This window comes from Nocardioides sp. NPDC054178 (assembly GCF_055585005.1).
Genome location: NZ_JBVJKY010000002.1, coordinates 855101 through 878438 on the forward strand (window position 1 = coordinate 855101; position 23338 = coordinate 878438).

At 70.6% G+C, this 23338-nt stretch carries 23 protein-coding genes; 6 read left to right on the plus strand and 17 right to left on the minus strand.

Annotation, left to right across the window (positions count from 1 at the left end; genetic code table 11):
- Nucleotides 1–2 precede the first annotated feature (2 nt).
- The 9 genes from ACZ6WN_RS10820 to ACZ6WN_RS10860 form a co-directional block, all read right to left on the minus strand.
- Nucleotides 3–569, minus strand: a complete 567-nt coding sequence (locus ACZ6WN_RS10820; protein ID WP_465864638.1) for a nuclear transport factor 2 family protein — start codon at nt 567–569, stop codon at nt 3–5.
- Between the two features lie 68 nt (nt 570–637).
- Nucleotides 638–1873: a cation:proton antiporter gene (locus ACZ6WN_RS10825; protein WP_465864639.1), complete on the minus strand. Its 1236-nt coding sequence runs from the start codon at nt 1871–1873 to the stop codon at nt 638–640.
- Between the two features lie 101 nt (nt 1874–1974).
- Entirely contained in the window at nt 1975–3036 is a 1062-nt protein-coding gene (locus ACZ6WN_RS10830) for a fatty acid desaturase family protein (protein ID WP_465864640.1), read from the minus strand.
- Between the two features lie 5 nt (nt 3037–3041).
- The gene (locus ACZ6WN_RS10835) at nt 3042–3863 is read right to left on the minus strand and encodes an ABC transporter permease (protein WP_465864641.1); all 822 of its coding nucleotides are present in this window, start codon (nt 3861–3863) and stop codon (nt 3042–3044) included.
- Nucleotides 3864–3888: 25 nt separating this feature from the next.
- On the minus strand, nt 3889–4629 hold the full coding sequence (locus ACZ6WN_RS10840) for an ABC transporter ATP-binding protein (RefSeq protein ID WP_465864642.1): 741 nt from the start codon (nt 4627–4629) through the stop codon (nt 3889–3891).
- On the minus strand, nt 4626–5444 hold the full coding sequence (locus ACZ6WN_RS10845) for an alpha/beta hydrolase (protein WP_465864643.1): 819 nt from the start codon (nt 5442–5444) through the stop codon (nt 4626–4628). The genes ACZ6WN_RS10840 and ACZ6WN_RS10845 overlap by 4 nt, the downstream gene beginning before the upstream one ends.
- A 101-nt stretch (nt 5445–5545) precedes the next feature.
- Nucleotides 5546–6208 (minus strand): response regulator, encoded by a 663-nt coding sequence (locus tag ACZ6WN_RS10850; protein WP_378816917.1) that lies wholly within the window; start codon nt 6206–6208, stop codon nt 5546–5548.
- The gene (locus tag ACZ6WN_RS10855; protein ID WP_465864644.1) at nt 6205–7401 is read right to left on the minus strand and encodes a sensor histidine kinase; all 1197 of its coding nucleotides are present in this window, start codon (nt 7399–7401) and stop codon (nt 6205–6207) included. The genes ACZ6WN_RS10850 and ACZ6WN_RS10855 overlap by 4 nt, the downstream gene beginning before the upstream one ends.
- Nucleotides 7402–7447: 46 nt before the next feature.
- A complete protein-coding gene (locus ACZ6WN_RS10860; protein ID WP_465864645.1) occupies nt 7448–7912 on the minus strand; it encodes an SRPBCC family protein in 465 nt (154 codons plus the stop codon).
- Between the two features lie 97 nt (nt 7913–8009).
- On the opposite strand from ACZ6WN_RS10860, the gene ACZ6WN_RS10865 reads away from it, so the two are divergent.
- On the plus strand, nt 8010–8480 hold the full coding sequence (locus tag ACZ6WN_RS10865) for a winged helix-turn-helix transcriptional regulator (protein WP_465864646.1): 471 nt from the start codon (nt 8010–8012) through the stop codon (nt 8478–8480).
- Between the two features lie 194 nt (nt 8481–8674).
- On the opposite strand, the gene ACZ6WN_RS10870 is transcribed toward ACZ6WN_RS10865, so the two are convergent.
- The 6 genes from ACZ6WN_RS10870 to ACZ6WN_RS10895 all read right to left on the minus strand — a co-directional run bounded on the left by ACZ6WN_RS10870 (nt 8675) and on the right by ACZ6WN_RS10895 (nt 14479).
- A complete protein-coding gene (locus ACZ6WN_RS10870) occupies nt 8675–9976 on the minus strand; it encodes an MFS transporter (protein ID WP_465864647.1) in 1302 nt (433 codons plus the stop codon).
- A gap of 121 nt (nt 9977–10097) precedes the next feature.
- Complete coding sequence (locus ACZ6WN_RS10875; RefSeq protein ID WP_465864648.1) at nt 10098–10652, minus strand: MarR family winged helix-turn-helix transcriptional regulator; 555 nt, start codon at nt 10650–10652, stop codon at nt 10098–10100.
- 86 nt (nt 10653–10738) lie between these two features.
- Complete coding sequence (locus ACZ6WN_RS10880; RefSeq protein WP_465864649.1) at nt 10739–11863, minus strand: CapA family protein; 1125 nt, start codon at nt 11861–11863, stop codon at nt 10739–10741.
- On the minus strand, nt 11860–12654 hold the full coding sequence (locus tag ACZ6WN_RS10885) for an amino acid ABC transporter ATP-binding protein (protein WP_465864969.1): 795 nt from the start codon (nt 12652–12654) through the stop codon (nt 11860–11862). Before ACZ6WN_RS10885 ends, ACZ6WN_RS10880 begins: the two co-directional genes overlap by 4 nt.
- 20 nt (nt 12655–12674) lie before the next feature.
- Nucleotides 12675–13571 (minus strand): amino acid ABC transporter permease, encoded by an 897-nt coding sequence (locus ACZ6WN_RS10890; protein WP_465864650.1) that lies wholly within the window; start codon nt 13569–13571, stop codon nt 12675–12677.
- Nucleotides 13568–14479 (minus strand): transporter substrate-binding domain-containing protein, encoded by a 912-nt coding sequence (locus tag ACZ6WN_RS10895; RefSeq protein ID WP_465864651.1) that lies wholly within the window; start codon nt 14477–14479, stop codon nt 13568–13570. The genes ACZ6WN_RS10890 and ACZ6WN_RS10895 overlap by 4 nt, the downstream gene beginning before the upstream one ends.
- A gap of 245 nt (nt 14480–14724) precedes the next feature.
- Here ACZ6WN_RS10895 and ACZ6WN_RS10900 point away from each other — a divergent pair, with 245 nt between their 5' ends.
- From ACZ6WN_RS10900 to ACZ6WN_RS10920, 5 genes are read left to right on the plus strand one after another with little or no spacing between them, the layout of a single operon-like run.
- A complete protein-coding gene (locus ACZ6WN_RS10900) occupies nt 14725–15963 on the plus strand; it encodes a CaiB/BaiF CoA transferase family protein (RefSeq protein ID WP_465864652.1) in 1239 nt (412 codons plus the stop codon).
- Complete coding sequence (locus ACZ6WN_RS10905) at nt 15960–17042, plus strand: 2-hydroxyacyl-CoA dehydratase family protein (RefSeq protein WP_465864653.1); 1083 nt, start codon at nt 15960–15962, stop codon at nt 17040–17042. The genes ACZ6WN_RS10900 and ACZ6WN_RS10905 overlap by 4 nt, the downstream gene beginning before the upstream one ends.
- Nucleotides 17039–18283, plus strand: coding sequence for a 2-hydroxyacyl-CoA dehydratase (locus tag ACZ6WN_RS10910; RefSeq protein WP_465864654.1), 1245 nt, complete (start codon nt 17039–17041; stop codon nt 18281–18283). Before ACZ6WN_RS10905 ends, ACZ6WN_RS10910 begins: the two co-directional genes overlap by 4 nt.
- A gap of 4 nt (nt 18284–18287) precedes the next feature.
- Complete coding sequence (locus ACZ6WN_RS10915; RefSeq protein WP_465864655.1) at nt 18288–19517, plus strand: MFS transporter; 1230 nt, start codon at nt 18288–18290, stop codon at nt 19515–19517.
- Nucleotides 19517–20884 carry an alpha/beta fold hydrolase gene (locus ACZ6WN_RS10920; protein ID WP_465864656.1) on the plus strand — a complete coding sequence of 456 codons (1368 nt, stop codon included), beginning with the start codon at nt 19517–19519 and terminating at the stop codon, nt 20882–20884. Before ACZ6WN_RS10915 ends, ACZ6WN_RS10920 begins: the two co-directional genes overlap by 1 nt.
- A gap of 18 nt (nt 20885–20902) precedes the next feature.
- On the opposite strand, the gene couO is transcribed toward ACZ6WN_RS10920, so the two are convergent.
- Nucleotides 20903–21793, minus strand: coding sequence for a 4-hydroxyphenyl-beta-ketoacyl-CoA hydrolase (couO, locus tag ACZ6WN_RS10925; RefSeq protein WP_465864657.1), 891 nt, complete (start codon nt 21791–21793; stop codon nt 20903–20905).
- Nucleotides 21794–21796: 3 nt separating this feature from the next.
- Nucleotides 21797–23317 (minus strand): acyl-CoA synthetase, encoded by a 1521-nt coding sequence (locus ACZ6WN_RS10930; protein ID WP_465864658.1) that lies wholly within the window; start codon nt 23315–23317, stop codon nt 21797–21799.
- Nucleotides 23318–23338 lie beyond the last annotated feature (21 nt).

Here is a 23338-nt window from a genome sequence, read left to right on the forward strand (position 1 = left end):
CCTCAGGGCTTCATCAGCACCGACGTCGACGGGTAGGACTCGGCCCAGCCCGGCGCGAGCGGGGCGATGAAGACGTTCTCGGTGCGGGTCCGGGTGATCAGCCAGGTGCCGTCGACGCGGCGGAAGGCGTTGTTCAGCCGGCTCGAGCGGAGCATCGCCCGGCCGTCGGAGAAGAGCCACGGCTGCATGTGGATCCACTGCCCCTCGGCCTCGTCACCGTCGACATGGATCTGCTCGGAAGTCAGGTAATGCGCGTTGAGCAGCAGGGCCGGGTCCTGCTTCTCTCCCCAGAACCTCTCGAAGTGCGCACGGATCGCGGCCTTTCCCTCGGCCTTGCCGAACTGGCCGTCGTAGTACTCCCCGACGCCCTCCCAGACCGCGTCCTCGGCGTAGAGGTCCATGATCAGGTCGATCCGGCGAGCATCGTCGTCGACGCCGAACTCGGGGCAGGGGGTGTCGCACAGGAACATGTAGCGCGCCTCCAGCCGACGGATCGCCGCCTCCGACTCCAGGGCATCCACCCGGCGGAGGAGGGCGGCGATCGTGTCTGCTTCGAGAGTGCTCGTCATGCCCTCACGGTAGGAAGCCCGGGCACCCGGCTCCAGTGGCAATGGCCGCAGCTCGATGAAGGAATCCCCTACCCGTCGTCGCCCGGTCGCCGAGGCCCAGGCCGTTGAGGTGCCGGACGACGATCGCGTGGCTGGGAGCTGCGCAACAGCGCAGTCGCGAGCATGGGCAGCAGGAGCACGGTGGTGGCGCCGGCGCCTACGAGCACCGAGGCGCTCTCGGTCGACATCTCACCCGATGACACCGAGACCGAGGTCACCGCGACGATGATGGGCAGCCCGGTGGCGGCGAAGAGCGCCACCGCGGCGCCGTCGCGGGTGTCGAAGCGGTCCTGCGGTGGCCCGAGAAACCGGCTGGAGATGAACACGGGAAGGGCGCGGGCGAGCAGGATGAGCGCAAGCACGGCCACGAAGGCTCCGGGGTTGCGCCCGATGGCTCGTGGGTCGATCGCCATTCCCGAGGTCACGAAGAACACGGGCACCAGCAGTCCGAAGGCGATGCCCTCGAGCCGCGCCTCGAACCTCTCGTCGCCGTCGGGGAGGGCCAGCCGAAGGATGAAGCCGGCTGCGAACGCAGCGAGCACGATGTCCAGGTCGAGTTCGTGCGCGACGAAGCTGAGGGTGACCAGCAGCAGGAGTGTCAGCCGAAGGGGGGTTTGACTGGTCGACTCCGCCCCGTGACGAATGTGCACGAGCAACCACGAGCTGCCACCGCGCAGCCGAAGCGACGGGATCGTCAGCAGGAGAGCCACCGCGGCGAAGAGCAGCAGGATCAGGAGCGATGACGTCGCGCCGCGGCTGCCCAGAAGCAGTGCCATGGCCACGACAGGCCCGAGCTCACCGTACGCACCGTGGCGCAGGACCGACTCGCCCACACGTCCTGTGGTCATGCCGGAGTCCTTGAGGATCGGCAGCAGGGTTCCCAGGGCGGTCGACGTCAGGGCGATGGCCAGGGCCACTTCTCCGTCAACCACCCCCGCCGCGGCCAGCAAGGCGGTGAGGGCGAACGCCAGGCCGAGACAGATCACCCAGGTCAGACCCGCGCGTCGCCCGGCCCGCCCGATCAGCTCTGCAGGTTTGATCTCGAAGCCGGCCAGAAGGAACAGCATGCCCAGACCGAGCTCGCTCAGCAGCTCGATGGGTGGGCCTTCGACGGCCAAGGCGAGCCCGAACGGCCCGATCAGCATTCCGAGTCCGAGGAGAAGGACGACCTCCGGGACCAGGCGGCGTGGGATCAAGCCAGCGGTGATGGGAGCGACGACGGCGACGATCGAGATCCAGAGCAGTGACTCGGCAACGGACGGCATGCGGTTCCTCTCCCCGGGACTCGGCCCTGGACTCCGTCAGCACGGTAGCTGGACGCCGGGATCGCCCCCTCACCCACGATGGGCGATGTCCGACCGCACGGTCAGCCCGTCCGGTTGACCACGACGAACGGGCAGGCGAAGGGGTCGCGGTCGCCGAGACCGACGCGGTTGAGGTGGCGGACGACGATGGCGTACGACTCCAGGAGACCGGCCTCGGTGTAGGGGACGCCCTGCTCGGCGCAGTAGGCGCGGACCAGGGGCTGGGCGCGGCGGAGGCTGCTGCTCGGCATGCTCGGGAAGAGGTGGTGCTCGATCTGCAGGTTCAGGCCACCCATGAGCCAGTCGACCCAGCGCCCGCCGCGGATGTTGCGCGAGGTCAGGACCTGGCGGGAGAGGAAGTCGATCCTGGTGTCGCGCGGGACCAGCGGCATGCCCTTGTGGTTGGGGGCGAAGCTGGCGCCCATGTAGACACCGAAGACGGCGAGCTGCACGGCCAGGAACGCCACGCCGAGGCCGAGGCCCAGCACCGAGCAGACCAGCACCGGCCAGCCGATCAGCCGCGCTGCCAGGAGCGCTGCTTCTGTACGCCGATGCTTGAGGTCTCGGTCCGTGATCACGGTGCGGACGGCACCGAGGTGGAGGTTGACGCCTTCGAGGGTCAGCAGCGGGAAGAACAGCCATCCCTGACGGGCGGTCAGCCACCGCTTCAGACCTGTGCGTCGCTCGACGTCCTCGGGGGTGAACAGCAGGACCGAGGGGCGGATGTCCTCGTCGGCGTCGACCTTGTTCGGGTTGGCGTGGTGGCGCGTGTGCTTGCGCATCCACCAGCCGTAGCTCAGCCCGACGACCAGGTTGCCCAGGATGCGGGAGGCCCACTCGTTCTTCGGGCCCGAGGCGAAGATCTGGCGGTGGGCGCCGTCGTGGGACAGGAACGCCGTCTGGGTGAACAGGACCCCGAAGGCCACCGCGACCAGCAGCTGCCACCAGGTCTGTCCGAGGGCGAGCAGGGCGATCAGCGCGAGCGCGAAGCCGGCGCCGAGGAGGGCCGCCCGCCGGGCGTACGTCCTCGGCGACCGCGCCAGGAGTCCCTCCTGCCGGACGCGGCTCATCAGCTCGGTGTAGGCGTTGACCTGACGGTGCGCCTGGCTCGGGAGCGTGGTCATCCTCGTCACCGCCCCAGCCGGCGCAGCCGGGCCATCGCCAGCGGGAGGCAGATGCCGATGATGGCGACCGGCCAGAGGACGGCCATGGTGAGGGCGTGCTCGCCGACCCAGGTGGTGGCCGGGCCGGCGGTGTTGCCGAAGAGCTCGCGGGTGGCGATGACGGTCGAGGAGAGCGGGTTCCACTCGGCGGGGAGGGCGAGCCAGCCCGGCATCAGGTCGGTCGGCACGATCGTGTCGGCGACCATGGCGAGCGGGAAGACGAGCGCGAAGTACTTCATCGCCGCCTCCGGGCCGCTGACCAGCAGGCCGAGCAGGATGCCGACCCAGGAGAAGGCCATCCTGAGCAGGACCAGGAGCCCGAGCGCGGCGATCACCGCGCCGAGCCCGAGGTGGGCCTGCCAGCCGAACAGGGTGCCGAGCGCCAGCAGGATGCTGAGCTCGACCACGGCCAGGATCACGTCGGCCAGGGCGCGCCCGGCCAGCACCGCGACCGGCGACATCGGGAGGGATCGCATCCGGTCCAGCACCCCGCCGCGTACGTCCTCGGCGACCGAGATCGTGGTGTTGCCGATGCCGAAGGCCATGGTGAGCGCAAAGAGGCCGGGAAGCAGGAACTCGCGGTACTCCGCCCCCGGCACGTCCATCGCGACCCCGAAGGCCTCGCCGAAGACGAAGCCGAACATGGCCACCGCCATCACCGGGATCATCAGGGTGCCGAGGAGCTCGTCGGGGCGGCGTACGAGATGGAGGAGGTGGCGCTTGGCCACGACCCAGGTGTCGACCGCCGCCCACGTGATGCGTGATCCGTGGACGGTGGTTTCGGTCATGGCCCCAGAAATGGACACAGTCATCTCAGGCCCCCTCGGTGATCAGCAGGAACGCCTCGTCGAGGTCGCGGCCGCCGACGCTCGACTTGAGCTCGGCGGGCGTCCCCTCGGCGACGACCCGGCCGCGGTCGACCATCGTGATGCGTGAGCACAGCCGGTCGGCCTCCTCCAGATATTGCGTGGTGAGCAGCACGGTCGTGCCGGAGTCGGCCAGCTCGCGGACGGCGTCCCAGACCTCGATCCGGCTGCGCGGGTCCAGCCCGGTGGTCGGCTCGTCGAGGAACAGCACCCGAGGGCTGCGGATCAGGCTGACGGCCAGGTCGAGCCGCCGGCGCATGCCACCGGAGTAGCCGCGCACCGGGCGGTCGGCGGCCTCGACGAGGTCGAACCGCTCCAGCAGCTCATCGCTTCGGGCACGGGCTTCCCGGGCCCGCATCCGGTAGAGCCGGGCGAACATCTCCAGGTTCTGGCGCCCGCTCAGGACGCCGTCGACGGCGGCGTACTGACCGGCGATGCCGATCCGTGCGCGCACGCCGGCGCGGTCGCGGGCGACGTTGCGGCCGGCGACCCAGGCCTGGCCCGAGTCGAAGCTGGCGAGGGTGGCCAGGATGCGTACGGTCGTGGTCTTGCCGGCTCCGTTCGGGCCGAGCAGGCCGTGGACCGTGCCGGCCGGGACGGCCAGGTCGATGCCGTCCAGGGCGGCACCGCGGCCGGGGTAGCTCTTGCGGAGCCCCTGGGTCCAGATGGCGGGTTCGTCGGTGATCATGCTGCTGTCTCCAGTTCTGTCGGTCGAGCCGACGTCGTGAGGGACGAACGACTGCGTGTCGAGGCCAACGCGTTCGTCACCTCGTCGTAGCGGCCCAGGGCGATCCGAGCGATGTTGAGCAGCGACTCGCTGCCCTCGGCGTAGTAGCCGCAGTGGCCGGGGATGTCGCCGGTCCCGAACCTGGTCGCGCCGAGCTCGAGCGGGCCGCGACCGAGACCGAGACGCCCGACCCGCACCCGCGGGACCAGCCGGATCCGGTCGGTCTCGCCGTACGCGGCCCAGAGCCGGGTGGCGGTGCCCAGCTCGGAGCGCCGCACCACACCCATCCCGGCGCTGCCCAGCGCCACGTAGTCCTCGGCGCGGGCGCTGGCGAGAGCGAGGCCGGCGACGGTCGAGCCGTAGCTGTGCCCGACGAGGGTGAGGTGCGCGGCGCGCGGCAGGTAGTGGGTCAGGTTCGCCAGGTCTTGCGCCCCGGCGTAGGCGGGGACGTTGGTGATCGCGTGGTACCACTCCGGCGGCGAGTGGTAGCCCAGCCAGACCACGACGGCCGACCGGCTCTCGGGCGCGATCCGGTGCATCGTACGCAGCAGCAGCTGCCCCCGGGAGCGCGGAGAGTGGGCCTCGGTGCTGGTGAAGTAGTTGCCGAGGTGGTGCCCGTTGCCGGGCACGACGACGGCGATGTGGTCGGCGGTGGCGGCGTCCCCGAAGACCTCCACGACCCGCGCCCCTCCGGGCGGGTCGCAGGCGAGGAGGCGGGGTCCGATGGTTCCGTCGGCCTCGTTGAGGCCGTACCTGAGCGGCGTCACAACTGTCATGGCCGTGACGGTAGGAATCAGGTGTCGGCCCGCGCGTCACTCCCGGGAGCCATTCGACCCCCTACCGGGGTAGTCCGGGATGCCCCTGAGGCTCGAGCAGGCTAGACGTGCGGAGCGACCAGGCCGCTCTCGTAGGCGAAGACGACGGCCTGGGCGCGGTCGCGCAGGCCCAGCTTGCCGAGGATGCGGCTGACGTGGGTCTTCACGGTCTGCTCGGCGAGGAAGAGCTCGGCGGCGATCTCGCTGTTGGAGCTGCCGCGGGCGATGTTCTCGAGCACCTCGCGCTCGCGCTCGGTGAGCTGCTTGAGGCGCGGGTCGGCCTTCCGGCGGCGCGGGGCGCGGGCGAACTGGGCGATCACCTGCCGGGTCACCGACGGCGACAGCAGCGCCTCACCCGCATGGACCACGCGGATCGCGGAGGCGAGCTCGTCGGGCGAGGCGTCCTTGAGGAGGAACCCGCTGGCGCCGAGGCGCAGCGACTCGTGGACGTACTCGTCGGCGTCGAACGTGGTCAGCATGACCACCTTGGTCTGCGCGGTGGCCGGGTTCTCGGAGAGCTGGCGGAGCGCCTCGATCCCGTCCATCACCGGCATCCGGACGTCCATCAGCACCACGTCGGGATGCGTACGCCGCACCACCTGCAACGCCTCGGAGCCGTCCGCGGCGGTGCCGACGACCTCGATGTCGGGCTGCGTGCTGAGCAGCGCCACGAAGCCCGAGCGCACCATCTCCTGGTCGTCGACGACCACGATCTTCACCGTCACGGGTTCTTCCTACCGGGTTCGGGGGCGGTGCGCACGGCCGTTTCGGCCGGGAGCCGTGCCTCGACGACGAACTCGTCGCCGTCGCGGGCTCCGGCGGTCACACTGCCGCCGACGGCGCTCGCACGCTCGCGCATCCCGATCAGCCCGTGACCCCCGGCGGACTCGGTGGCGGTGGCCGGAGCGGCGCCGTCGAGGGTGTTGGTGACCCGGATCTCGAGGCCCTGCTCCCCCACGGCCAGATCGACACTGACCGGCTCGGCCGGCGCATGGCGGCGGGCGTTGCTGAGCGCCTCCTGCACGATCCGGTACGCCGCGGTGCCGACCTCCGGGGCCACGTCGGTCGGCTCGGGAAGGTCACCGCTCACCTCGACCCGCTGCCCGGTCCCACGAGCGGACTCGAAGAGGTCACCGAGCCCGTCGATGCCCGGCACCGGGACCCGGCCCGACTGCCCCTCCTCCGTACGCAGCACGTCGAGCACCCCGCGCATCTGCCGCAACGCCGAGGCCGCCAGGTCGGCGATCTCGGCGAACTCCGCCTCCGCCGCCGGGCTGACGTCGTCGACCCGGTGCGGAGCCGACCTGGCCTGCACGGTGATCAGCGACATGTTGTGGGCGATCACGTCGTGCAGCTCGCGGGCGATGCGCGCCTTCTCCTCGACGACCGAGCGGCGCTCGTGCTCCTCGCGCAGTGCGCTGCGCGACTCGGAGAGCCGCCTGGCGACCGTGGCGAGAGCGCCCAGCAGCAGCGCGAGCGACGCGAAGTTGGCCACCTCGATCAGCGAGGGGACGAGGTCGTTCCAGGCCAGCCCGACCACCGCCAGGACGACTCCGACAGCGACCTGGATGCCCAGGGTGATCGCGGCCAGCCGCCACCCGGCGACCAGGGTCAGCACCACCAGCACCAGCAGCTGGGTCAGCGTCGGCGGCGGCACCATCCACGGCCAGCCTTCCGGGCTCTGCCGCGCCACCGCCAGCGCAGCCACGGTGACCGCGACCAGCGAGAGCCCGGCCGCCTCCACCGGACGCCGGAGCGCCAACGGGATCGCGGCAGCATGCGTGGCCCCGAGTAGCAGCGCGACCCCGCCCGCGACCTCGTAGGGGTCGGTGGCCAGGACCGCTGCCTCCACGATCCCGAGCACGGTCGCGGCGACGTACAACGCCAGCCGACCGCGGCCGAGCCAGGTCTTCAGCATGTTTCAGTAATACCAGGCCGACGCGTGGCACCTGCCGGACAACGACCTAGCGGCCCACGGCGGCCTTGTCCTCGTCCTGGGTCCGGATGGTGCCCTCGCCGGACTCGATCCGGCCCTTGAGGCTGACGGTGATGTAGTGGGTCCAGGCGTCGTAGCAGACGTCGAAGCACTCGTCCCCGCGCCCGAGTCCCTCGTGGGTGAAGGTCACGCGGGTCTGACCGCCATCGCGGGCGATGTCGAAGCGGCCGGTCGTGCCGACCCACTCCTTCTTGTCGGCGATGAAGTCGAGGTAGCCGTCGGTGAACTCCCACACGACGCGTTCGCCGGGAACCAGCTCCGAGACGAGCTGCTTGGAGTAGTGGATGTCCGGCACCAGGTAGAACCACTCGGCACCGACCTGGTCGGTGGGCCCGGCGATGTGGTGCCCCCACCAGGAACGTACGTCGTTGATGGCCTCGTACGCCTGCTGAGGTGTGGCGTCGACGGTGAAGGTCGCGGTCAGGTCGCTCATGGCTGTCTCCTACGAATCGGAAGTGACTTGCATCATGCAAGCCTTACCGTAGACACCCCCACTTTCATCATGCAAGCGGTTTGTTAGAGTCGTCCTCGTGCTCGGAAAGACGTACGACGGCCAGATCTGCTCCATCGCCCGATCCCTGGAGATCGTGGGAGAGCGCTGGACCCTGCTGATCCTGCGGGACGCGATCTTCGCCGGCGTGACGCGCTACGGAGACTTCCAGCACAACCTCGGCATCGCGACCAACATCCTGAAGACGCGCCTGGCCACGCTCGTCGAGGCCGGCCTGATGACGCGCGACGACGCCGGCGACTACCGGCCCACCGCGATGGCCCAGGGCCTGCGGCCGGCGCTGATCGCCCTCACCGAGTGGGGCGACACCTGGTTCGCCCCCGACGGGCGGCCCATCGACTACCTGCACGCCGACTGCGGCGAGCCGGTCCACGTCGAGGCCCGGTGCGAGCAGCACGGGCAGATCCCGCCGGATCAGGTCGCGGTGCGACCCGGCCCGGGCATGCCCGCGGCCTACCTCGCCGCCCGGCGGCCGGCCCGAACCGGCTGATCCATCCCGCCGAGGAGTCGATTTCTGACCGCGAGAGGTCAGTTATTGGCGCCGAGAGGTCAGTTCCTGGCCCTCAAAGGTCAGTTCTTGACCACCACAAGCCGATTTCTGACCTCTGGCGGTCAAGAACCGACTCGTCGAGCCCAAAAGTTGACCCCTCGCCATCAGAAACTGACCTCTCGGCGGGGCTGGGGTCAGGCGTCGGCTAGCTCCCGGGTGCTGGTCTCTCCCAGGCGGACCAGGGAGAACACGCTCAGCAGGCAGAAGGCTGCGATGACCGTGGAGAGCATGACGGTGCTCGCGCCGGCCTTCTGCAACGAGGCGAAGAGCAGCGGGGAGAGCCCCGCGCCCATGCCGGCGAGCTGGTAGCCCAGCGAGGCACCGGTGTAGCGCGAGGAGGTCTTGAAGACCTCGCTCATCAGCGCGGCCAGCGGGCCGTAGAACGCGGCGTGGATGACCGACTGGCCGAGGACCACCGCGAGCACCAGCAGCGCGACCGACCCGCTGTCGAGCATCGGGAAGAGGAGGTAGGCGAAGGCCGCGGTGGCCACGGCGGCGGTGAGCACCACAGGTCGTCGCCCGACCCGGTCGGTGAGCGCGGACCAGCCGATGATGCCGATGACCGCACCGGCCGAGGAGACCGTCAGCGCGTTGAGCACCGTGGGGCGCTCGAAGCCGGCGCCGAGGGCGTACGAGATCAAGAAGGTGGTCAACGTGCCCTGCACGACGAAGGCACCGAGCCCGACACCGACGGCCAGCAGGAGCGTACGCGGGTGGTTGCGGAGGACGTCGAGCAGCGGCGTACGCACCTCGGCCTTCTTCTCCTTCATGGCCTCGAAGGCAGGCGACTCGGTCACGCTGAGGCGGATCCACAGGCCGACCGCGAGCAGCACGATGCTGAGCAGGAACGGCACCCGCCAGCCCCAGGCGGTGAACTGCTCGGGCGTGGTGACCGAGGCCATCACCGCCATCACCGCGGTCGAGAGGACCATGCCCGCCGGAGCGCCGGCGTTGGTGAACGAGGCCCACAGCCCACGCCGGGACGTGGCGTGCTCGGCCGTGATCAGCACCGCGCCACCCCACTCGCCACCGATCGCGACACCCTGGACGACCCGGAGCAGGACCAGGAGGACCGGCGCGGCCGCACCGATCTGGCCGTACGTCGGCAGGCAGCCGATCAGGAAGCTGACCACACCCATGATCAGCATGGTCAGGACCAGCATCTTCTTGCGGCCGAGGCGGTCCCCGAAGTGGCCGAAGACCACGCCGCCGAGAGGGCGCGCCAGATAGCCGGCGGCGAAGGTGCCGAAGGACGCGATCGTGCCGGTCACCGGGTCGAGGTTGGAGAAGAAGACCTCGTTGAACACCACGGCCGAGGCGGTGGAGTAGAGCAGGAAGTCGTAGTACTCGATCAAGCTGCCCGTGAAGCTGCTGGCGACGATCCGGCCCATCTGCGTGCGTGGACCGGTCGTGCTGCCGCCGGAGGTGAGGGTCATGTGGGGGCTCCATTCAGGATTCCTGTTTATCAGGATTCCTGGCAATTGTGAGTGACGCGCATCACGCCCGTCAACCCGCTCCTCGAAGCGAGCCCCCTCGACCAGCCCGATCCAGGTGGCCTCAGCGATCCCCGCGCTGCCCGGCGCGCAGCCGAACCGCTTCTCGCTCGGTCTCCTCGTCACCGAAGTAGCCACCGGCCAGCACCTCGGCCGCGTGGTGGAGCGAGGAGAGCAGGAGCCCCCGCTCGGCAGCCGGCATCCCCGCATAGATGCGGTCCTCGACGACGATCATCTCGGCCAGACAGGCGTTGAGCTTCGCGAGCCCCTCCTCGGTGAGGCGCGCCAGCCTGATCCGCCGGTTGTCGGGGTGCGGGGTCCGCTCGACGAGGCCGCGCGAGACCAGGTCGGACAGCACGAGGTGGGCGGCCTGGGAGGAGACGAACATCAGCCGCGCGAGATCGGCGTTCGACCTCGGTACGTGGTCGCTCAGGATCAGGAGCATGCGGTATTCCGAGACCGAGATCGACTGCCTCGCCGCGATCAGCTCGGTCGCCCGCTGGAGTGCGCGCGCGAGCCGCTGGGAGACGTACTCGATCCGCGAGAACGCCGCCGTGGGAAGCCGCTCCGGTCCGACGGGCGCCGCGGGGCGCGGCGTGGCCGCTGGCTCTTCAGACATCGGGTGAACCACTTTCACATCAGGGCGAGTGCGGGAGCACGATCGGGATCCGAGTCTCCCACGAGGCGATTTCCGGGCGGCGGAGATCAGGACACGACCACCACCTTCCCGTCGTCCGCCCAGCGGAACCCGGTCGTCAGCCCGGCCGTCCGGGAGATGCCCTCGATGTAGGCGACCACGGCGTCGCCCTCGCCCTGCGCCAGCGGGGTCGGCCGCGCCTCCTCGTCGATCCAGCACGGGACGAAGGAGGGCCGCACACGACCGTCCTCGTCGACGTCGATCACCGCGATCGCCGTGTTGCGGCTCTCCGGATGGAACGGGTACGCCGGCATGGTGGGGTCGGGCTCGAAGCCGTACAGCTCCCGGCGCCGCTTCGCCCAGGCGCGCAGCTCCTCGGAGTCGTTGTCGGCGTCCGGGGTCAACGCGTCGGTGACGGTGACGAAGTTGCCGAGCCCGTGGAAGATCGCAGCGCCCCGATAGATCTCGATGCCGCGCATGATGTGCGCGTGGTGGCCGACCACCAGGTCGGCGCCTGCGTCGACGGCCGCCCTGGCGACCTCGAACTCGTAGTCGGCGATGACCGCCGGCGTGTGGCCGATCCCCTTGTGGAGGGCCACCACGACGACGTCGACGCGGTCGGCCAGCGCGGCGATCTGGTCGGTCATCGCCCGCAGGGACGTCTTGTCGCAGAACGTGTAGACGGTCGGCGGATTGCCCGGGTTGGCGTCGTCGAGCTCGTAGTGGGTGATCACCTTGACGTACGCCGCACCGGCCTTGAGGCTCGTCGCCCACGACTCCCGCGGGCCCACGCAGTTGTAGCTGAGCACACCGACCGTGCGGCCCCGGACGGACGTCACCACCGGGGTGGCCGCGGCGCCGAGGTTCGCACCGGTGCCCGTCGTCGCGATCCCGTACGCGGCGGCCGACTCGATCGTGTCGATGACGCCCTTCGTACCGAGGTCGAAGGCGTGGTTGCCCGCGGTCGTGCCGATGGTGAAGCCGGCCTGCGCCATCGCGCGGAGCGCCTCCGGCTCGGCCGGGGGCGACGGGACGGTGATGCCGGTCGTCTCGGTCGAGGTCGTGTGCGGCACCTCGATCTGGCCGATGGCTACGTCGGCGGCGCGCAGGAGCGCCGAGCTGGGGCCGAAGAGCTTCTCGGTCTCGGGCTGCTGCAGCACGATGTCGCCGACTGCGGCGATGCGTACGGTCATGACGACACCTTCTCGAGGTCGACCGGCGGGCGGCGCTCGCCGGAGTAGCGGGACAGGAACGCGCGCAGCCGCTCGCTGCGGGGATCGGAGAAGAACCGGTCCGAGGGCCCCTCTTCGACGACCTTGCCCTCGGCCATGAAGACGCAGCGGTCGGCGACGTCGCGGGCGAACTCCATCTCGTGCGTGACCACGACCATCGTCATCCCGGTCTCGGCGAGGTCCTTCATGACCTGGAGCACCTCCCCGACCAGCTCCGGGTCGAGGGCGCTGGTCGGCTCGTCGAACAGCACCACTCGAGGCCGGGTGGCGACCGCCCGGGCGATGGCCACCCGCTGCTGCTGACCACCGGAGAGGTGGCGCGGGTGGGCGTCGGCCTTGTCGGAGAGCCCGACCCGCTCGAGGAGGTGGCGGGCGCGCTCCTCGGCCTGCCGTCGGGTCTGACCATGGACGGAGACGGCCGGCTCGGTGATGTTCTTGAGCACGGTCCAGTGCGGGAACAGGTTGAACTGCTGGAAGACCATGCCCATCCGCCGGCGCTGCACGCACACCCGGCTCTCGCTCAGCGTGCGGTGACCGCCGCGGTGCGCCTCGTAGCCGAGCAGCTCGCCGTCGAGGAACATGGCACCGCCCTCGATGGTCTCGAGCTGATGGATGCATCGCACCAGGGTCGACTTGCCCGAGCCCGACGGCCCCAGCACGGCGACGACCTCCTGCTCGTTCACCTCGAGATCGACGCCGTCGAGCGCCACCTTGTCGCCGTAGTGCTTGCGGAGACCCTGGACCCGGATCACGGGTTCCGTCGGTGCCTGTGTCATGCGGGATCCCCTTCCAGGGAGCGGGCGCGGGCGGACGTGGACCGGTCGTAGCCGCGGCCGAGCCGCCTCTCGATACGGCGCTGCACGAGGGTCAGCAGCGTGACGACGACGAGGTACCAGATCACGGCCACGATGAGCAGCGGCACGACCTGGTAGGTCCGGCCGTAGATGATCTGGACGGAGTAGAGGAGGTCGGTCAGGGTGATCACGCTGACCAGGGAGGTGCCCTTGAGCAGCGCGATGAACTGGCTCCCCGACGGCGGCACGATCACCCGCAGGGCCTGCGGGAAGACCACCTTCCAGAACGTCTGACGCCCCGAGTAGCCCATCGCCCGGGCCGCGTCGCGCTGTCCGTCGTCGACCGACATGATCCCCGCCCGGATGATCTCGGCCATGTAGGCGCTCTCGTGCAGGCTGAGGCCGATGATCGCGGCGGTCAGCGGCGTGATGAGGTCGTTGACGGACCAGGACGCGAACCCGACCGAGAGCCGCGGCACGAGGTAGGCGAGGTTGAACCAGAAGATCAGCTGCACGAGCGGAGGTACGCCCCGCAGCAGACCGACGTAGAGCTGGCAGGTCCACCTGATGGGGCCGAAGTCGCTCAGCTGACCGGCGGCCGCCGCGGTGCCGATGGCCGTGCCGAGCGCCATGCAGACGACGGTGAGGAGGAGGGTCATCGCCAGCCCGGACATCACCGACGGGTCGAACATGAGGTTGGCGACGACGGCCCACTCGAACCGGGGATTGGTCGCCGCCCACAGCAGGACCAGAACGGCGGCGACCGCGAGCGCCACCACGGACGCCAGCCGCCCCGGCCGGAACCTCGGCCGAGCGGTCGCCGCGTCGGGTCGCGCCGAACCGGGCTGCGCGATGAGCGTGTCAGCCACCGTCATGAGGGCTCACGCTTCGTGGTCGGGTTGATCAGCGGCTTCTCGACGGCGACCGGCTCCAGTCCCCACTTCTCCAGCACCTGCTGGTAGTCGCCGTTGTCGAAGATGTTCTGGAACGCCTCGTACAGCGTCTCTCCCAGGCCGCTGCCCTTCGGCGTCAGCAGCGCCAGCAGGCTCACGCCCGAGCCCTGCTCGTCGGTCTGGGTGACGTAGTCGTAGGTCTCGTCCGCGGCCGTCACGTCGAGCGCGGCCGTCTCGGTCATCCCGGCGAAGTCCGCCCGGCCGCTCTTCACCGCCAGGAGCGTGGCGTTGGTGTCCGCGTAGTCGGCGCGCTCGTTGGCGGGCTCGCCCTGCTCGGCGCACCAGGTGTTGAGCTTGTCGACCTCGCTCTCGGTGATGCTGCCGCCCACGATCGCGATGGTCTGGCCGCACGGCGCCTCGTCGCCGGCGAGCCCATCGGCGTTCTCCTTCGGGAAGACGTACGTCGTGCGGGTCTGCAGCCAGGTGATGGCGTCGAAGGCAGCCTCGCGTTCCGGGTTCGCCTGCACCGGCCCGTTCCAGGCCGACCACCGACCGGACTGCATCCCGGTCAGGATGCTGGGCATGGACTGGGCGACCTCCATCCGGACGGGTACGCCGAGCTGCTCGCCCAGGACCTTCCACATGTCGGGGTCGATGCCGGTGATCTCGCCGTCCTTCTCGACGGTGCGATAGGGCGGGTGCGCATCGCCCACGACCACCAGCTCCCCGGCGTCCTGGACGCCCTTCGGCAGCGCGTCGTAGAGCGGGGCGTCGGTGTCCACCTTCCCCGACGCCGCGCCCGACTCCTCGGCGGCGCTCTCGGCGCAGCCCGCGAGAAGGACTCCGGCGAGGGCGATCGAGACGAGTGAGGCAGTCGTCCTTACCTGCATGGTGCACTCCAGTTCGGTCGTGATCCAGTCGTGCCGCCGGTCATGTGACGTACAGCACTTCTCATGTGACTTGATATCAGCATCAGTCAGGGATCCTGTCAATACCTGCGCACAAATTTGTCGAAAGACGCTCCTGCACGGCGATAAAGACTTTCGAGGGCCATTGTCTTGTGGACTCACGAATCTCCGTGATATCAAGTTGCTTGATATTGAATGCCAGGAACCCTGAGAAGCCGAGGTGTGACATGAGTTCGGGACCTTTGGCCGGAAAGACCGTCATCGATCTGACGACAGCGCTCGCCGGCCCGTACGCGACACTGCTGCTCGCCGGCCTCGGCGCGCGGGTGATCAAGGTGGAGAACCCCACGAGGGGCGGCGACTCCTCCCGCAACAACTCGCCCTACCTGACCGCCGACGGGCTGCGGTTGCGGCGCTCCTCGCCGGACGACATGTCGGTGTCGATGCTGTCGCGTGGCCGCGGCAAGGAGAGCATCACGCTCAACCTGAAGCAGCCGGAGAGCAGGCAGGTCTTCCTCGACCTCGTCCGCAACGCCGACATCGTCGTCGAGAACTACAGCGCTGGGGTGACCGAACGGCTCGGCATCGACTACGCGGCCGTCCGGGCGGTCAACGACCGCGTCGTCTACACCTCGATCAGCGGCTTCGGCGCCCAGGGCGTGGCGGGCGACGGCAAGGCGATGGACACGATCATCCAGGCGCTCAGCGGTGTGATGATGACCGCGGGCGAGCCCGGTGACCCGCCCGTGCGGTTCGGGCTGCCGATCGGTGACCTGGTCGCCCCGCTGTTCGCGGTCATCGGCACCCTCGCCGCCGTCCTCCACGCCGAGCGTACGGGCGAAGGGCAGCACGTCGACGTCTCCATGCTCGGCAGCCTCACCTCGCTGGTCGCCTGCGAGCCGTTCGATGCCCTGGAGTCGGTCGGCTTCCCGCTGCGTACGGGTTCGCTCGTGCCCCGGCTCGCTCCCTTCGGCACCTTCCGCGCACAGGACGGCTGGTTCGCCATCTGTGCCCCGACCGATGCCTTCGCGAGCGGCGTCCTCGCCGCGATCGGTCAGGCGGACCTGGCCGACTCGGAGCTGTTCGGCACCCGGGACGCCCGCGTCGCCAACGCCGACCTCCTGCATCGGATGATCGGCGACTGGGCGGCCGGACGCACTCTGGAGTCGGCTCTCGCCGCGCTCGAGGCCAGCTCGGTGCCGGTCGCTCCGGTGCGCGACACGGCTCAGGCGGTCCGCGACGAGCTCGTGACGGGGCGCGGCGAGGTCACGCCGCTCGTGCACCCGAAGTTCGGGCACCACGAGGGCCTCTACGGCAGCGGGATCCCGATGGTCTTCTCCCGCAGCCAGGTCGACATCACCGCTCCGGCTCCGGGCCTGGGCGAGCACACCGAGAGCGTGCTCGGCGACCTGCTCGGCTACGACGCCGACCGGGTCGAGAAGCTTCGCGAAGCCGGTGTCCTGTGACCGGTTCCGGCGCGGAGCCCCGGATCGGCATCGTCGGCGACGACGTCCCCCGCCAGCTCGTGCTCGCCGCGGGCGCCGTGCCGCAGCGTCTGCTCGGGTCCTGGCACGAACCCGTCTCCGCCGAGACCGCCGAGCTGCTGGGCACCGTCGACGCCGCCACCGGGCGGGTCCTGGACGACCTGTTGTCCGGCCGGCACGACGATCTCGCCGGGCTGCTGGTCTGCCATGACTCGCAGACCCACCTCCGCATCTTCTACGTCCTGCGCATGCTCGCCCGGCGCGGGCGCCTGCCCTTCCCGGTCCACCTCGTCGACGCTCCCCGCCTGGACAGCCCGGCGGCCCGGCGGTTCGTGGGCAGGCAGTACGCCCGTCTGCTCGAGTTCTGCGAACAGGTCACAGGCCGGCGCGCCGACCTCGGGTCGCTCCACCGCGCGGCCGAGCGGGAGCTGGCTCTGGGACGTGCGCTCGAGACGATGCGCGAACGTCGCCGGTCCGGCGGCTGCGCGGGCTCGGCGGCTCTGCGGATCTACCGCGCCGCGGCCACCATGCCGCCCGAGGAGGCGGTCGCCGTGGTGACCGAGGCCCAGGCTCCGACCGCACCGGGCGCGACACCCGTCTTCGTGACCGGGAGCAACCATCCCGACCCCGGCGTCTACGACGCCCTGGAGCGCACCGGGGACGTCGTCGTGGTCGGCGAGGACCACGACACCGGCGACCTGGCCTGGCTCGGTGCCGCGGTCGAGGCACCCACCGTCGACGAGGTGATCGACGGGTTGGCGGCCGCGCACCTCGCCCGCCCGGCCGCGGCCACGCGTGGCCTGGCCGCCGCACGAGCGGCGTACACCGCCACCTGCGCCGAGCGGACCCGGGCACGAGCGGTGCTGGCGCTGGTGCGCGAGCACGACGACGCCCCGGCCTGGGATCTGCCCGACCAGCGGCTGGCGCTCGGTCGCCGCGGGGTCCCGCTCGTGGCTCGCACCCGCATCCGGTCCGCCGAGGACCCGGTCACCGCGGCCCAGGAGGGTCTTGCCGAGATCCGGGCCGGGCTCGCATCCACAGCAGGAGGGATCCACGCATGAGCCGGCTCGAAGCGGCCCGCGCCGCGACGCAGCACCAGAAGCAGTGGTTCACCGAGACGGCGCGACGCGCCCGCGCGGGCGACCCGATCGCGCTCGTCAACGCGGATGCGCCGCACGAGGTGCTGCGCGCGTTCGACGTGCCGTACGTGGTCAACCAGTGGTGGGCCTCGATCATCTCCGCCAAGCGCCTCGGGCCTGCGAGCATGCGCCTGCTGGCCGACACCGGCCTGCCGGACCACAGCCAGCAGTACGACGCCATGCCGCTCGGCGCCCAGATGCTGCCGATCGAGCAGCAGCCGTGGGGCGGGCTGCCCGACCCGGCGTTCGCGATCGCGGACAGCCATGGCGACGTGACCCACAAGATCTTCGAGCAGTGGGGCCGCCGACCCGGGACCGAGACGTACCTGCTCTCGCGCACCGCGGCCGACCCGGTGCCGCCGCGATGGTGGGACCTGGTGCCGTACGAGTGGGACGCGGCGTTCGGCACCGACCGCCTCGATCTCCTGCAGAGCGAGATCGAGGATCTGATCGGCTGGCTGGAGGAGCGCACCGGACGCGCCTTCGACGAGGACCGCTTCGCGGAGATCATGCGGCTGGCCAACGAGCAGGCCGAGTGGAACCGGCGCACGCGCGACCTGCTCGCCACCGCCCGGCCGGCACCGGTCCTGGTCAACGACACGATGCCGGCGGTGATGGTCCCGCAGTGGCACCGCGGCACGCAGTGGGCCGTCGATGCGGCTCGCCGGCTGCACGACGAGGTGGCCCGGCGGGTCGACGACGGTGTCGTCGTCTGTCCCGGGGAGCGGCGGCGGCTGATGTGGATCGGTCGTGGCCTCTGGTCCGACCTCGACCTCTACCAGCGGTTCCACGAGGAGTTCGGCGCGGTGTTCGTGTGGTCGATGTACCTGGCCATCGCGGCGGACGGCTACGTCCGCTACGGCCCCGACCCGCTGCGGGCGCTCGCGGCCCGGTTCGTCGGTCTGACCGACCTGCTCTACGTGCCGCCGTGGTCGGCGCAGTGGTACGTCAAGGAGGCCCTGGCCCACGGCGTCGACGGCGTCGTGCACCTCGTCGCCGACGACACCCCGGGCGGCCGGTTCATCTCCGAGGCCCTGGAGGCCGAGGGCATCCCCGTGCTGGAGATCCGCGCCAACAACGCCGACTCACGCTCGAGCGGCGCGGCCCGGATCCCGGAACGGATCGCCGACTTCCTGCGCGATCGGGTGCCCGCGAGGGACTGACCTGATGACGTACGCCGGGATCCTGTCTCCGCTCGCCCAGCCGGACTTCCGCCGATACTTCGTCGGGCAGGTGGTCACGAACGTCGGCACCTGGTTCCAGAATCTCGCTCTGTCGCTGGTGGTGCTCGATGCGACCGGCAGCGCCCAGGCCCTCGGCGGCGTGACCTTCGCGCAGTTCCTGCCGATCCTGCTGCTCAGCATCCATGCGGGCCGGATCGTCGACCGGGTCAGCTCGCGAGCCGTCCTGCTGATCGGGGCAGCGCTGTCGGCCGTCGTGGTCTCGCTGCTCGCCGTCGCGGTCTCGGCAGATGCTCCGAGCCTGCTCGTGATCTACGGCCTGGTCGCGTGCCTCGGAGCGGTGAACGCCTTCGAGCGCGTCGCCGCCCAGGCGATCATCCGGTCGCTGGTGAGCGCGGACCGGCTCGGCCGGGCGGTGTCGCTGAGCACGATCGCGGTGGCGGCCGGGCGCTCGATCGGGCCCGGCCTGGCCGGGCTGCTGTTCCAGGCGGCCGGCCCGGTCGTGTGCCTGCTGGCGAACGCCGCCTCCTTCGTGCTCGTGTGGGTCCTGCTGCTCTTCGTACGTCCTCACGAGGACCCTCCGGTGCGGCACCTCGACCTCGGGACCGGCCGGGTCGGAGGGCTCCTGGCGGATCCGTCGCTACGGCTTCTCCTGGTCGTCAACGCCGTGATCGCGCTGCTGGCGCTCAACCTGAACATCGTCCTCACCTCCGTGGTGACGCTGACCTTCGACGGATCGGCGACGAGCGTCGGCCTCAACCACGCCCTCAACGCCGTCGGCGCCGTGGCCGGAGGCCTGGTCGCGACCGCGCTGCCCAGGGTGTCGACGGCGACGCTCGCCGCGGGCTGCGCACTGCTCGGCGCCACCCTTTTCACCAGCGCGCTGCCCGGCACGCTCGCGGTCTTCCTCGCGCTCGCCCCCGTGCTCGGCCTCGGCTTCGGCTTCTACACCGCGGTCATCAACGCGGTCGCCCAGGCCGCGGCACCGGCACGGGCGGTCGGCCGCGTGATGGCCCTGATGATGCTGGGCAACGTCGGGATGGCCCCGTTCGGTGGCCTGATCAGCGGCTGGGTCATCGACCGCACCTCCGGACGGGTGTCGCTGCTGACGGGGGCCGCGGTGGCTCTGACCTGCGCGTTCGCCGTCGCCCTCCATGCCCTTCGTCGTGGCGAGAGCCGCCTCGACGTACGCCCCCACCAGGAAAGTGAGCTGTGATGAACCTGCACGCAAGACCGAGAACCACGATCGCCGCAGCGGTCGCTGCGGTCGTGGCGGCGCCGGCGCTGCTGGCCGTCGGCACCCCCGCCATGGCAGCGAAGGAGACCACCGTGATCAGCGGACATCTCGACGACTCGACGCCCTACCGCTTCCTCGTCCCGGACGACTGGAACGGCACCGTCTTCGTCGACCTCGACTTCGCCGGCTCGGCCACCGCCTCCCCGACGGCCGAGCGTCTGGTCGAGCAGGGCGCGGCGTACGGCGGCACGACCCGCACCGTGACGGGATGGAACATTCCCGGCGCCCTCGCCAACCAGGTGGAGGCGCTGGACCGGTTCGAGGACGCCGCCGGCGAGGCCGACCGGCGGATCACGATGGGCAGCTCGATGGGCGGGTTCGTCGCCGCAGGCGTCGCCCAGCACTACCCGGACGCGATCGACGGTGTCGTCTCGATGTGCGGCGGGCTGTCCGGCACCGTCTCGCAGTGGAACCAGAAGCTGGACACCGTCTTCGTCCTCTCGACGCTGCTCGATCCCGCCGGCACCCTGCCGGTCATCGGGATCCCGGAGGACGTCAAGGGGTCGATCGCGGCCTGGCAGCAGCGCCTCGCCGAGGCTCAGCGGACTCCCGCCGGGCGCGCCCGGATCGCGCTGGCCGCCACCATCGGCCAGCTGCCGGCATGGTCCGAGTCGGAGCCGCGGCCCGAACCCCGGGACACCGAGGCGTACCAGCGGGGTTGGTACGGCGCCCTGGCCGCCGACTCGCTCCCCTACATCGGCCAGGCGATGAGCAGCCGACGGACCTTCGAGGCCCTGGTCGGCGGCAACCCGTCGTGGAACACCGGCGTCGACTACGCCGAGCAGCTCGCCGGCGCCTCGCCGGAGGCACGCCGAGTGGTCTCCCGGCTCTACCGGCAGGCCGGGCTGTCGCTCGCGGCCGACGTCTCGACGGTCGACGACGCCGACCGGATCAGCGCCGATCCCGCCGCCGTGGAGCGCTTCGCGCTCGGGACCGAGTTCGACGGCCGGATCAGCGTGCCGGTCGTGACGATGAGCAACATCGGCGACCAGATCTCGACGGTCGCCCAGCAGAGCGAGTATCAGGACGAGGTCACCCGGGCAGGCAACGCGCACCTCCTGCGCCAGACGTACGTCGAGGCGCCGACCCACTGCGGGTTCACCGACGCCGAGCGCGTCGCGGCAGCGGACCTGCTGCTGCACCGGCTCGACACCGGCGCGTGGCACGGCCGGGAGACTCCGGCCCGGATGAACCGGGTCGCGGAGTCCTTCGACCTCGGACCGGCCCGGTTCATCCCCTTCCGGCCGGACGCGTTCAACCGGCCGTACTCCCCCGACTGGTCGTGAGCCCCGCCCTGCGCCTGCTCAGGCGAGCCCGAGCAGGCGCAGGGCGTTGTCCTTCACCAGCAGGGGGCGGACCTCGTCCTTGATCTCGAGCCTTTCCAGGTCGGCGAACCAGCGGTCGGGTGTGATGACCGGGAAGTCGGAGCCGAAGAGCACCTTGTGGCGCAGCGGGCCGTTGAGCTGCTTGACCAGCTGCGGCGGGAAGTACTTCGGCGACCAGCCGGACAGGTCGATGTGCACGTTGGCCTTGTGGGTGGCGATCGAGATCTGCACGTCGACCCAGGGGACGGCTGGGTGTGCCATCACGATCTGCAGGTCGGGGAAGTCGGCGGCCACGTCGTCGAGGAGCAGCGGGTCGGAGTAGCGCAGCTTGATGCCGCGGCCGCCGGGCAGGCCGGCCCCGATCCCGGTCTGGCCGGTGTGGAAGAGGGCGACCACGCCGAGCTCCTGCAGGGTCGCCCACAGCGCGGCGTGCTCCGGGTCGTTCGGCGAGAAGGCCTGCAGACCGGGATGGAACTTGAAGCCGCGTACGCCGTGGTCCTCGACCAGTCTTCTGGCCTGCTTCACGGCGGCCTCACCCCGGCGAGGGTCCACCGAGCCGAACGGGATCAGCACGTCGGCGTGCTCGGTCGCGCGCTCGGCGATCTCCTCGCTGGACAGCGGCGGGTGGTCGAGGCCGGTCGAGGCGTCGACGGTGAAGATCACCGCGGCCATGTCCCGCTCGCGGTAGTAGGCGGCGAGGTCGTCGACGGTCGGGGTGCGCGGGTGGTCGCCACGGAAGTAGGCCGCCGAGGCGTCCATCAGCTCCTGGTCGAGCGAGAGGTGGCCGTGGTGGTCGGCCTCGACATGGGTGTGCATGTCGAGGGCTCGGATCGACCCGGTGTCGATGCGGGGCTCGTAGGGGGTGGGCATGCGTCATGCTCCTTTCGGGGTGCCGTACAGCTCGCGCACCCGGGACTTCAGCAGCTTCCCCGAGGCGTTGTGCGGGATCTCGTCGACGAAGACGACCGCCCGGGGGATCTTGTAGCGGGCGAGCTGTCCGTCGAGGTGTTTCAGCAGGTCGTCCTGGGTGAGGGCGGAGTCGGGGCGGCGGACGACGACGGCTCTTCCCACTTCGCCCCAGCGCTCGTCGGGGACGCCGATGACGGCGGCCTCGGCGACGTCGGGATGGGTGTAGAGCGCCTGCTCGACCTCGGCCGGATAGACGTTCTCGCCGCCGCTGATGAACATGTCCTTCACCCGGTCGACCACGTAGAGGAAGCCGTCGTCGTCGAGCACCGCGACATCCCCCGTACGCAGCCAGGGACCGTCGAACGCAGCCTCTGTCGCTGCTTCGTTGTGCCAGTAGCCGGGAGTCACGTTCGGACCGCTGACGTGCACCTCCCCGGCCTGGCCGGGTGCCGCCTCCACGTCGCCGGGCGCCATCACGCGTACGTCGGTGAAGAAGCAGGGGGTGCCGGCCGAGCCGAGCTTGTCGAGCCCGTCGCCGGCGCGCAGCATGGTCGTCCCGGGGGACGCCTCGGTGAGGCCGTAGCCCTGGATGATGTGCAGGCCCCGGCTCTGCCAGGTGTCGAGGAGCGTGCGCGGGATCGGCGCTCCGCCGCTCAGGGCCGAGCGGAGACTGTCGAGGTCGGCGCTCGCCCAGGTCGGCTCCTGGGCGAGCGCCTGGTACATCGAGGTGACCCCGAAGAGCAGCGTGACCCGCTCGCGCTCGATGGTCGCGATCGCGGCGGCCGGGTCGAAGCGCGCTGCGATCAGGGACGTCCCTCCCTTGAGGAAGGTCGGGAGCAGCACCTGGTTGAGCGCGGCGGTGTGGAACAGCGGGGCGGTGACCAGGGCGATCTCGTCGGAGCGGATGTCGACGTCGACGAGCAGGTTGAAGGCGTTCCAGGCGATGTTGCCGTGCGTCAACATCACGCCCTTGGGGCGGCCGCTGGTGCCGGAGGTGTACTGGATCATGAAGACGTCGTCCAGCCCGACCTCGACGTCGATCCGCTCCGTCGACGCCACCGCGAGCGTGTCGAGGCCGTGGCCGCCGGCAGCGGTGAACCGATGGCTCGGCAGGCCCGTCGCCGCGACCGCCTCGGAGGAGACCGACTCGTCGAAATCGTCGGCGTGGATCAGCAGCGCCGGCTCGGCGCCGGCGAGGATCCAGGCCAGCTCGGGTGGTGCCAGCCGGGTGTTGAGCGGCAGGAAGACGGCGCCGAGCCGGGCGGTGGCGAAAAGCGTGACCGCGAGCTCGATCGAGTTCAGGCCCAGGAAGGCGACCCGGTCGCCGGCCGCGACGCCGCGGGCGCGCAGCCCATGGGCGACCGCCTCGACGAGGCGGTCGACCTCGGCGTACGTCACCACCGCGTCGTCCTGCACGAACGCCCGCGCACCAGGGGTCATCCGGGCCCGGCGGGCGGGCCACGATCCGATGCCGCTGTCCAACATGTCGATCCTCGTTCGTCTCGT

Excerpts from the sequence above, each read along its gene's own strand:
- ACZ6WN_RS10880 (WP_465864649.1), bottom strand. The coding sequence starts at position 11,863 with ATGACCGTACGCATCGCCGCAGTCGGCGACATCGTGCTGCAGCAGCCC.
- ACZ6WN_RS10915 (WP_465864655.1), top strand. The coding sequence starts at position 18,288 with ATGACGTACGCCGGGATCCTGTCTCCGCTCGCCCAGCCGGACTTCCGC.
- couO (WP_465864657.1), bottom strand. The coding sequence starts at position 21,793 with ATGCCCACCCCCTACGAGCCCCGCATCGACACCGGGTCGATCCGAGCC.
- ACZ6WN_RS10840 (WP_465864642.1), bottom strand. The coding sequence starts at position 4,629 with ATGATCACCGACGAACCCGCCATCTGGACCCAGGGGCTCCGCAAGAGC.
- ACZ6WN_RS10825 (WP_465864639.1), bottom strand. The coding sequence starts at position 1,873 with ATGCCGTCCGTTGCCGAGTCACTGCTCTGGATCTCGATCGTCGCCGTC.
- ACZ6WN_RS10920 (WP_465864656.1), top strand. The coding sequence starts at position 19,517 with ATGAACCTGCACGCAAGACCGAGAACCACGATCGCCGCAGCGGTCGCT.
- ACZ6WN_RS10855 (WP_465864644.1), bottom strand. The coding sequence starts at position 7,401 with ATGCTGAAGACCTGGCTCGGCCGCGGTCGGCTGGCGTTGTACGTCGCC.
- ACZ6WN_RS10835 (WP_465864641.1), bottom strand. The coding sequence starts at position 3,863 with ATGACCGAAACCACCGTCCACGGATCACGCATCACGTGGGCGGCGGTC.
- ACZ6WN_RS10875 (WP_465864648.1), bottom strand. The coding sequence starts at position 10,652 with ATGTCTGAAGAGCCAGCGGCCACGCCGCGCCCCGCGGCGCCCGTCGGA.
- ACZ6WN_RS10930 (WP_465864658.1), bottom strand. The coding sequence starts at position 23,317 with ATGTTGGACAGCGGCATCGGATCGTGGCCCGCCCGCCGGGCCCGGATG.
- ACZ6WN_RS10895 (WP_465864651.1), bottom strand. The coding sequence starts at position 14,479 with ATGCAGGTAAGGACGACTGCCTCACTCGTCTCGATCGCCCTCGCCGGA.
- ACZ6WN_RS10830 (WP_465864640.1), bottom strand. The coding sequence starts at position 3,036 with ATGACCACGCTCCCGAGCCAGGCGCACCGTCAGGTCAACGCCTACACC.
- ACZ6WN_RS10820 (WP_465864638.1), bottom strand. The coding sequence starts at position 569 with ATGACGAGCACTCTCGAAGCAGACACGATCGCCGCCCTCCTCCGCCGG.
- ACZ6WN_RS10845 (WP_465864643.1), bottom strand. The coding sequence starts at position 5,444 with ATGACAGTTGTGACGCCGCTCAGGTACGGCCTCAACGAGGCCGACGGA.
- ACZ6WN_RS10910 (WP_465864654.1), top strand. The coding sequence starts at position 17,039 with ATGAGCCGGCTCGAAGCGGCCCGCGCCGCGACGCAGCACCAGAAGCAG.
- ACZ6WN_RS10890 (WP_465864650.1), bottom strand. The coding sequence starts at position 13,571 with ATGACGGTGGCTGACACGCTCATCGCGCAGCCCGGTTCGGCGCGACCC.
- ACZ6WN_RS10900 (WP_465864652.1), top strand. The coding sequence starts at position 14,725 with ATGAGTTCGGGACCTTTGGCCGGAAAGACCGTCATCGATCTGACGACA.
- ACZ6WN_RS10870 (WP_465864647.1), bottom strand. The coding sequence starts at position 9,976 with ATGACCCTCACCTCCGGCGGCAGCACGACCGGTCCACGCACGCAGATG.
- ACZ6WN_RS10860 (WP_465864645.1), bottom strand. The coding sequence starts at position 7,912 with ATGAGCGACCTGACCGCGACCTTCACCGTCGACGCCACACCTCAGCAG.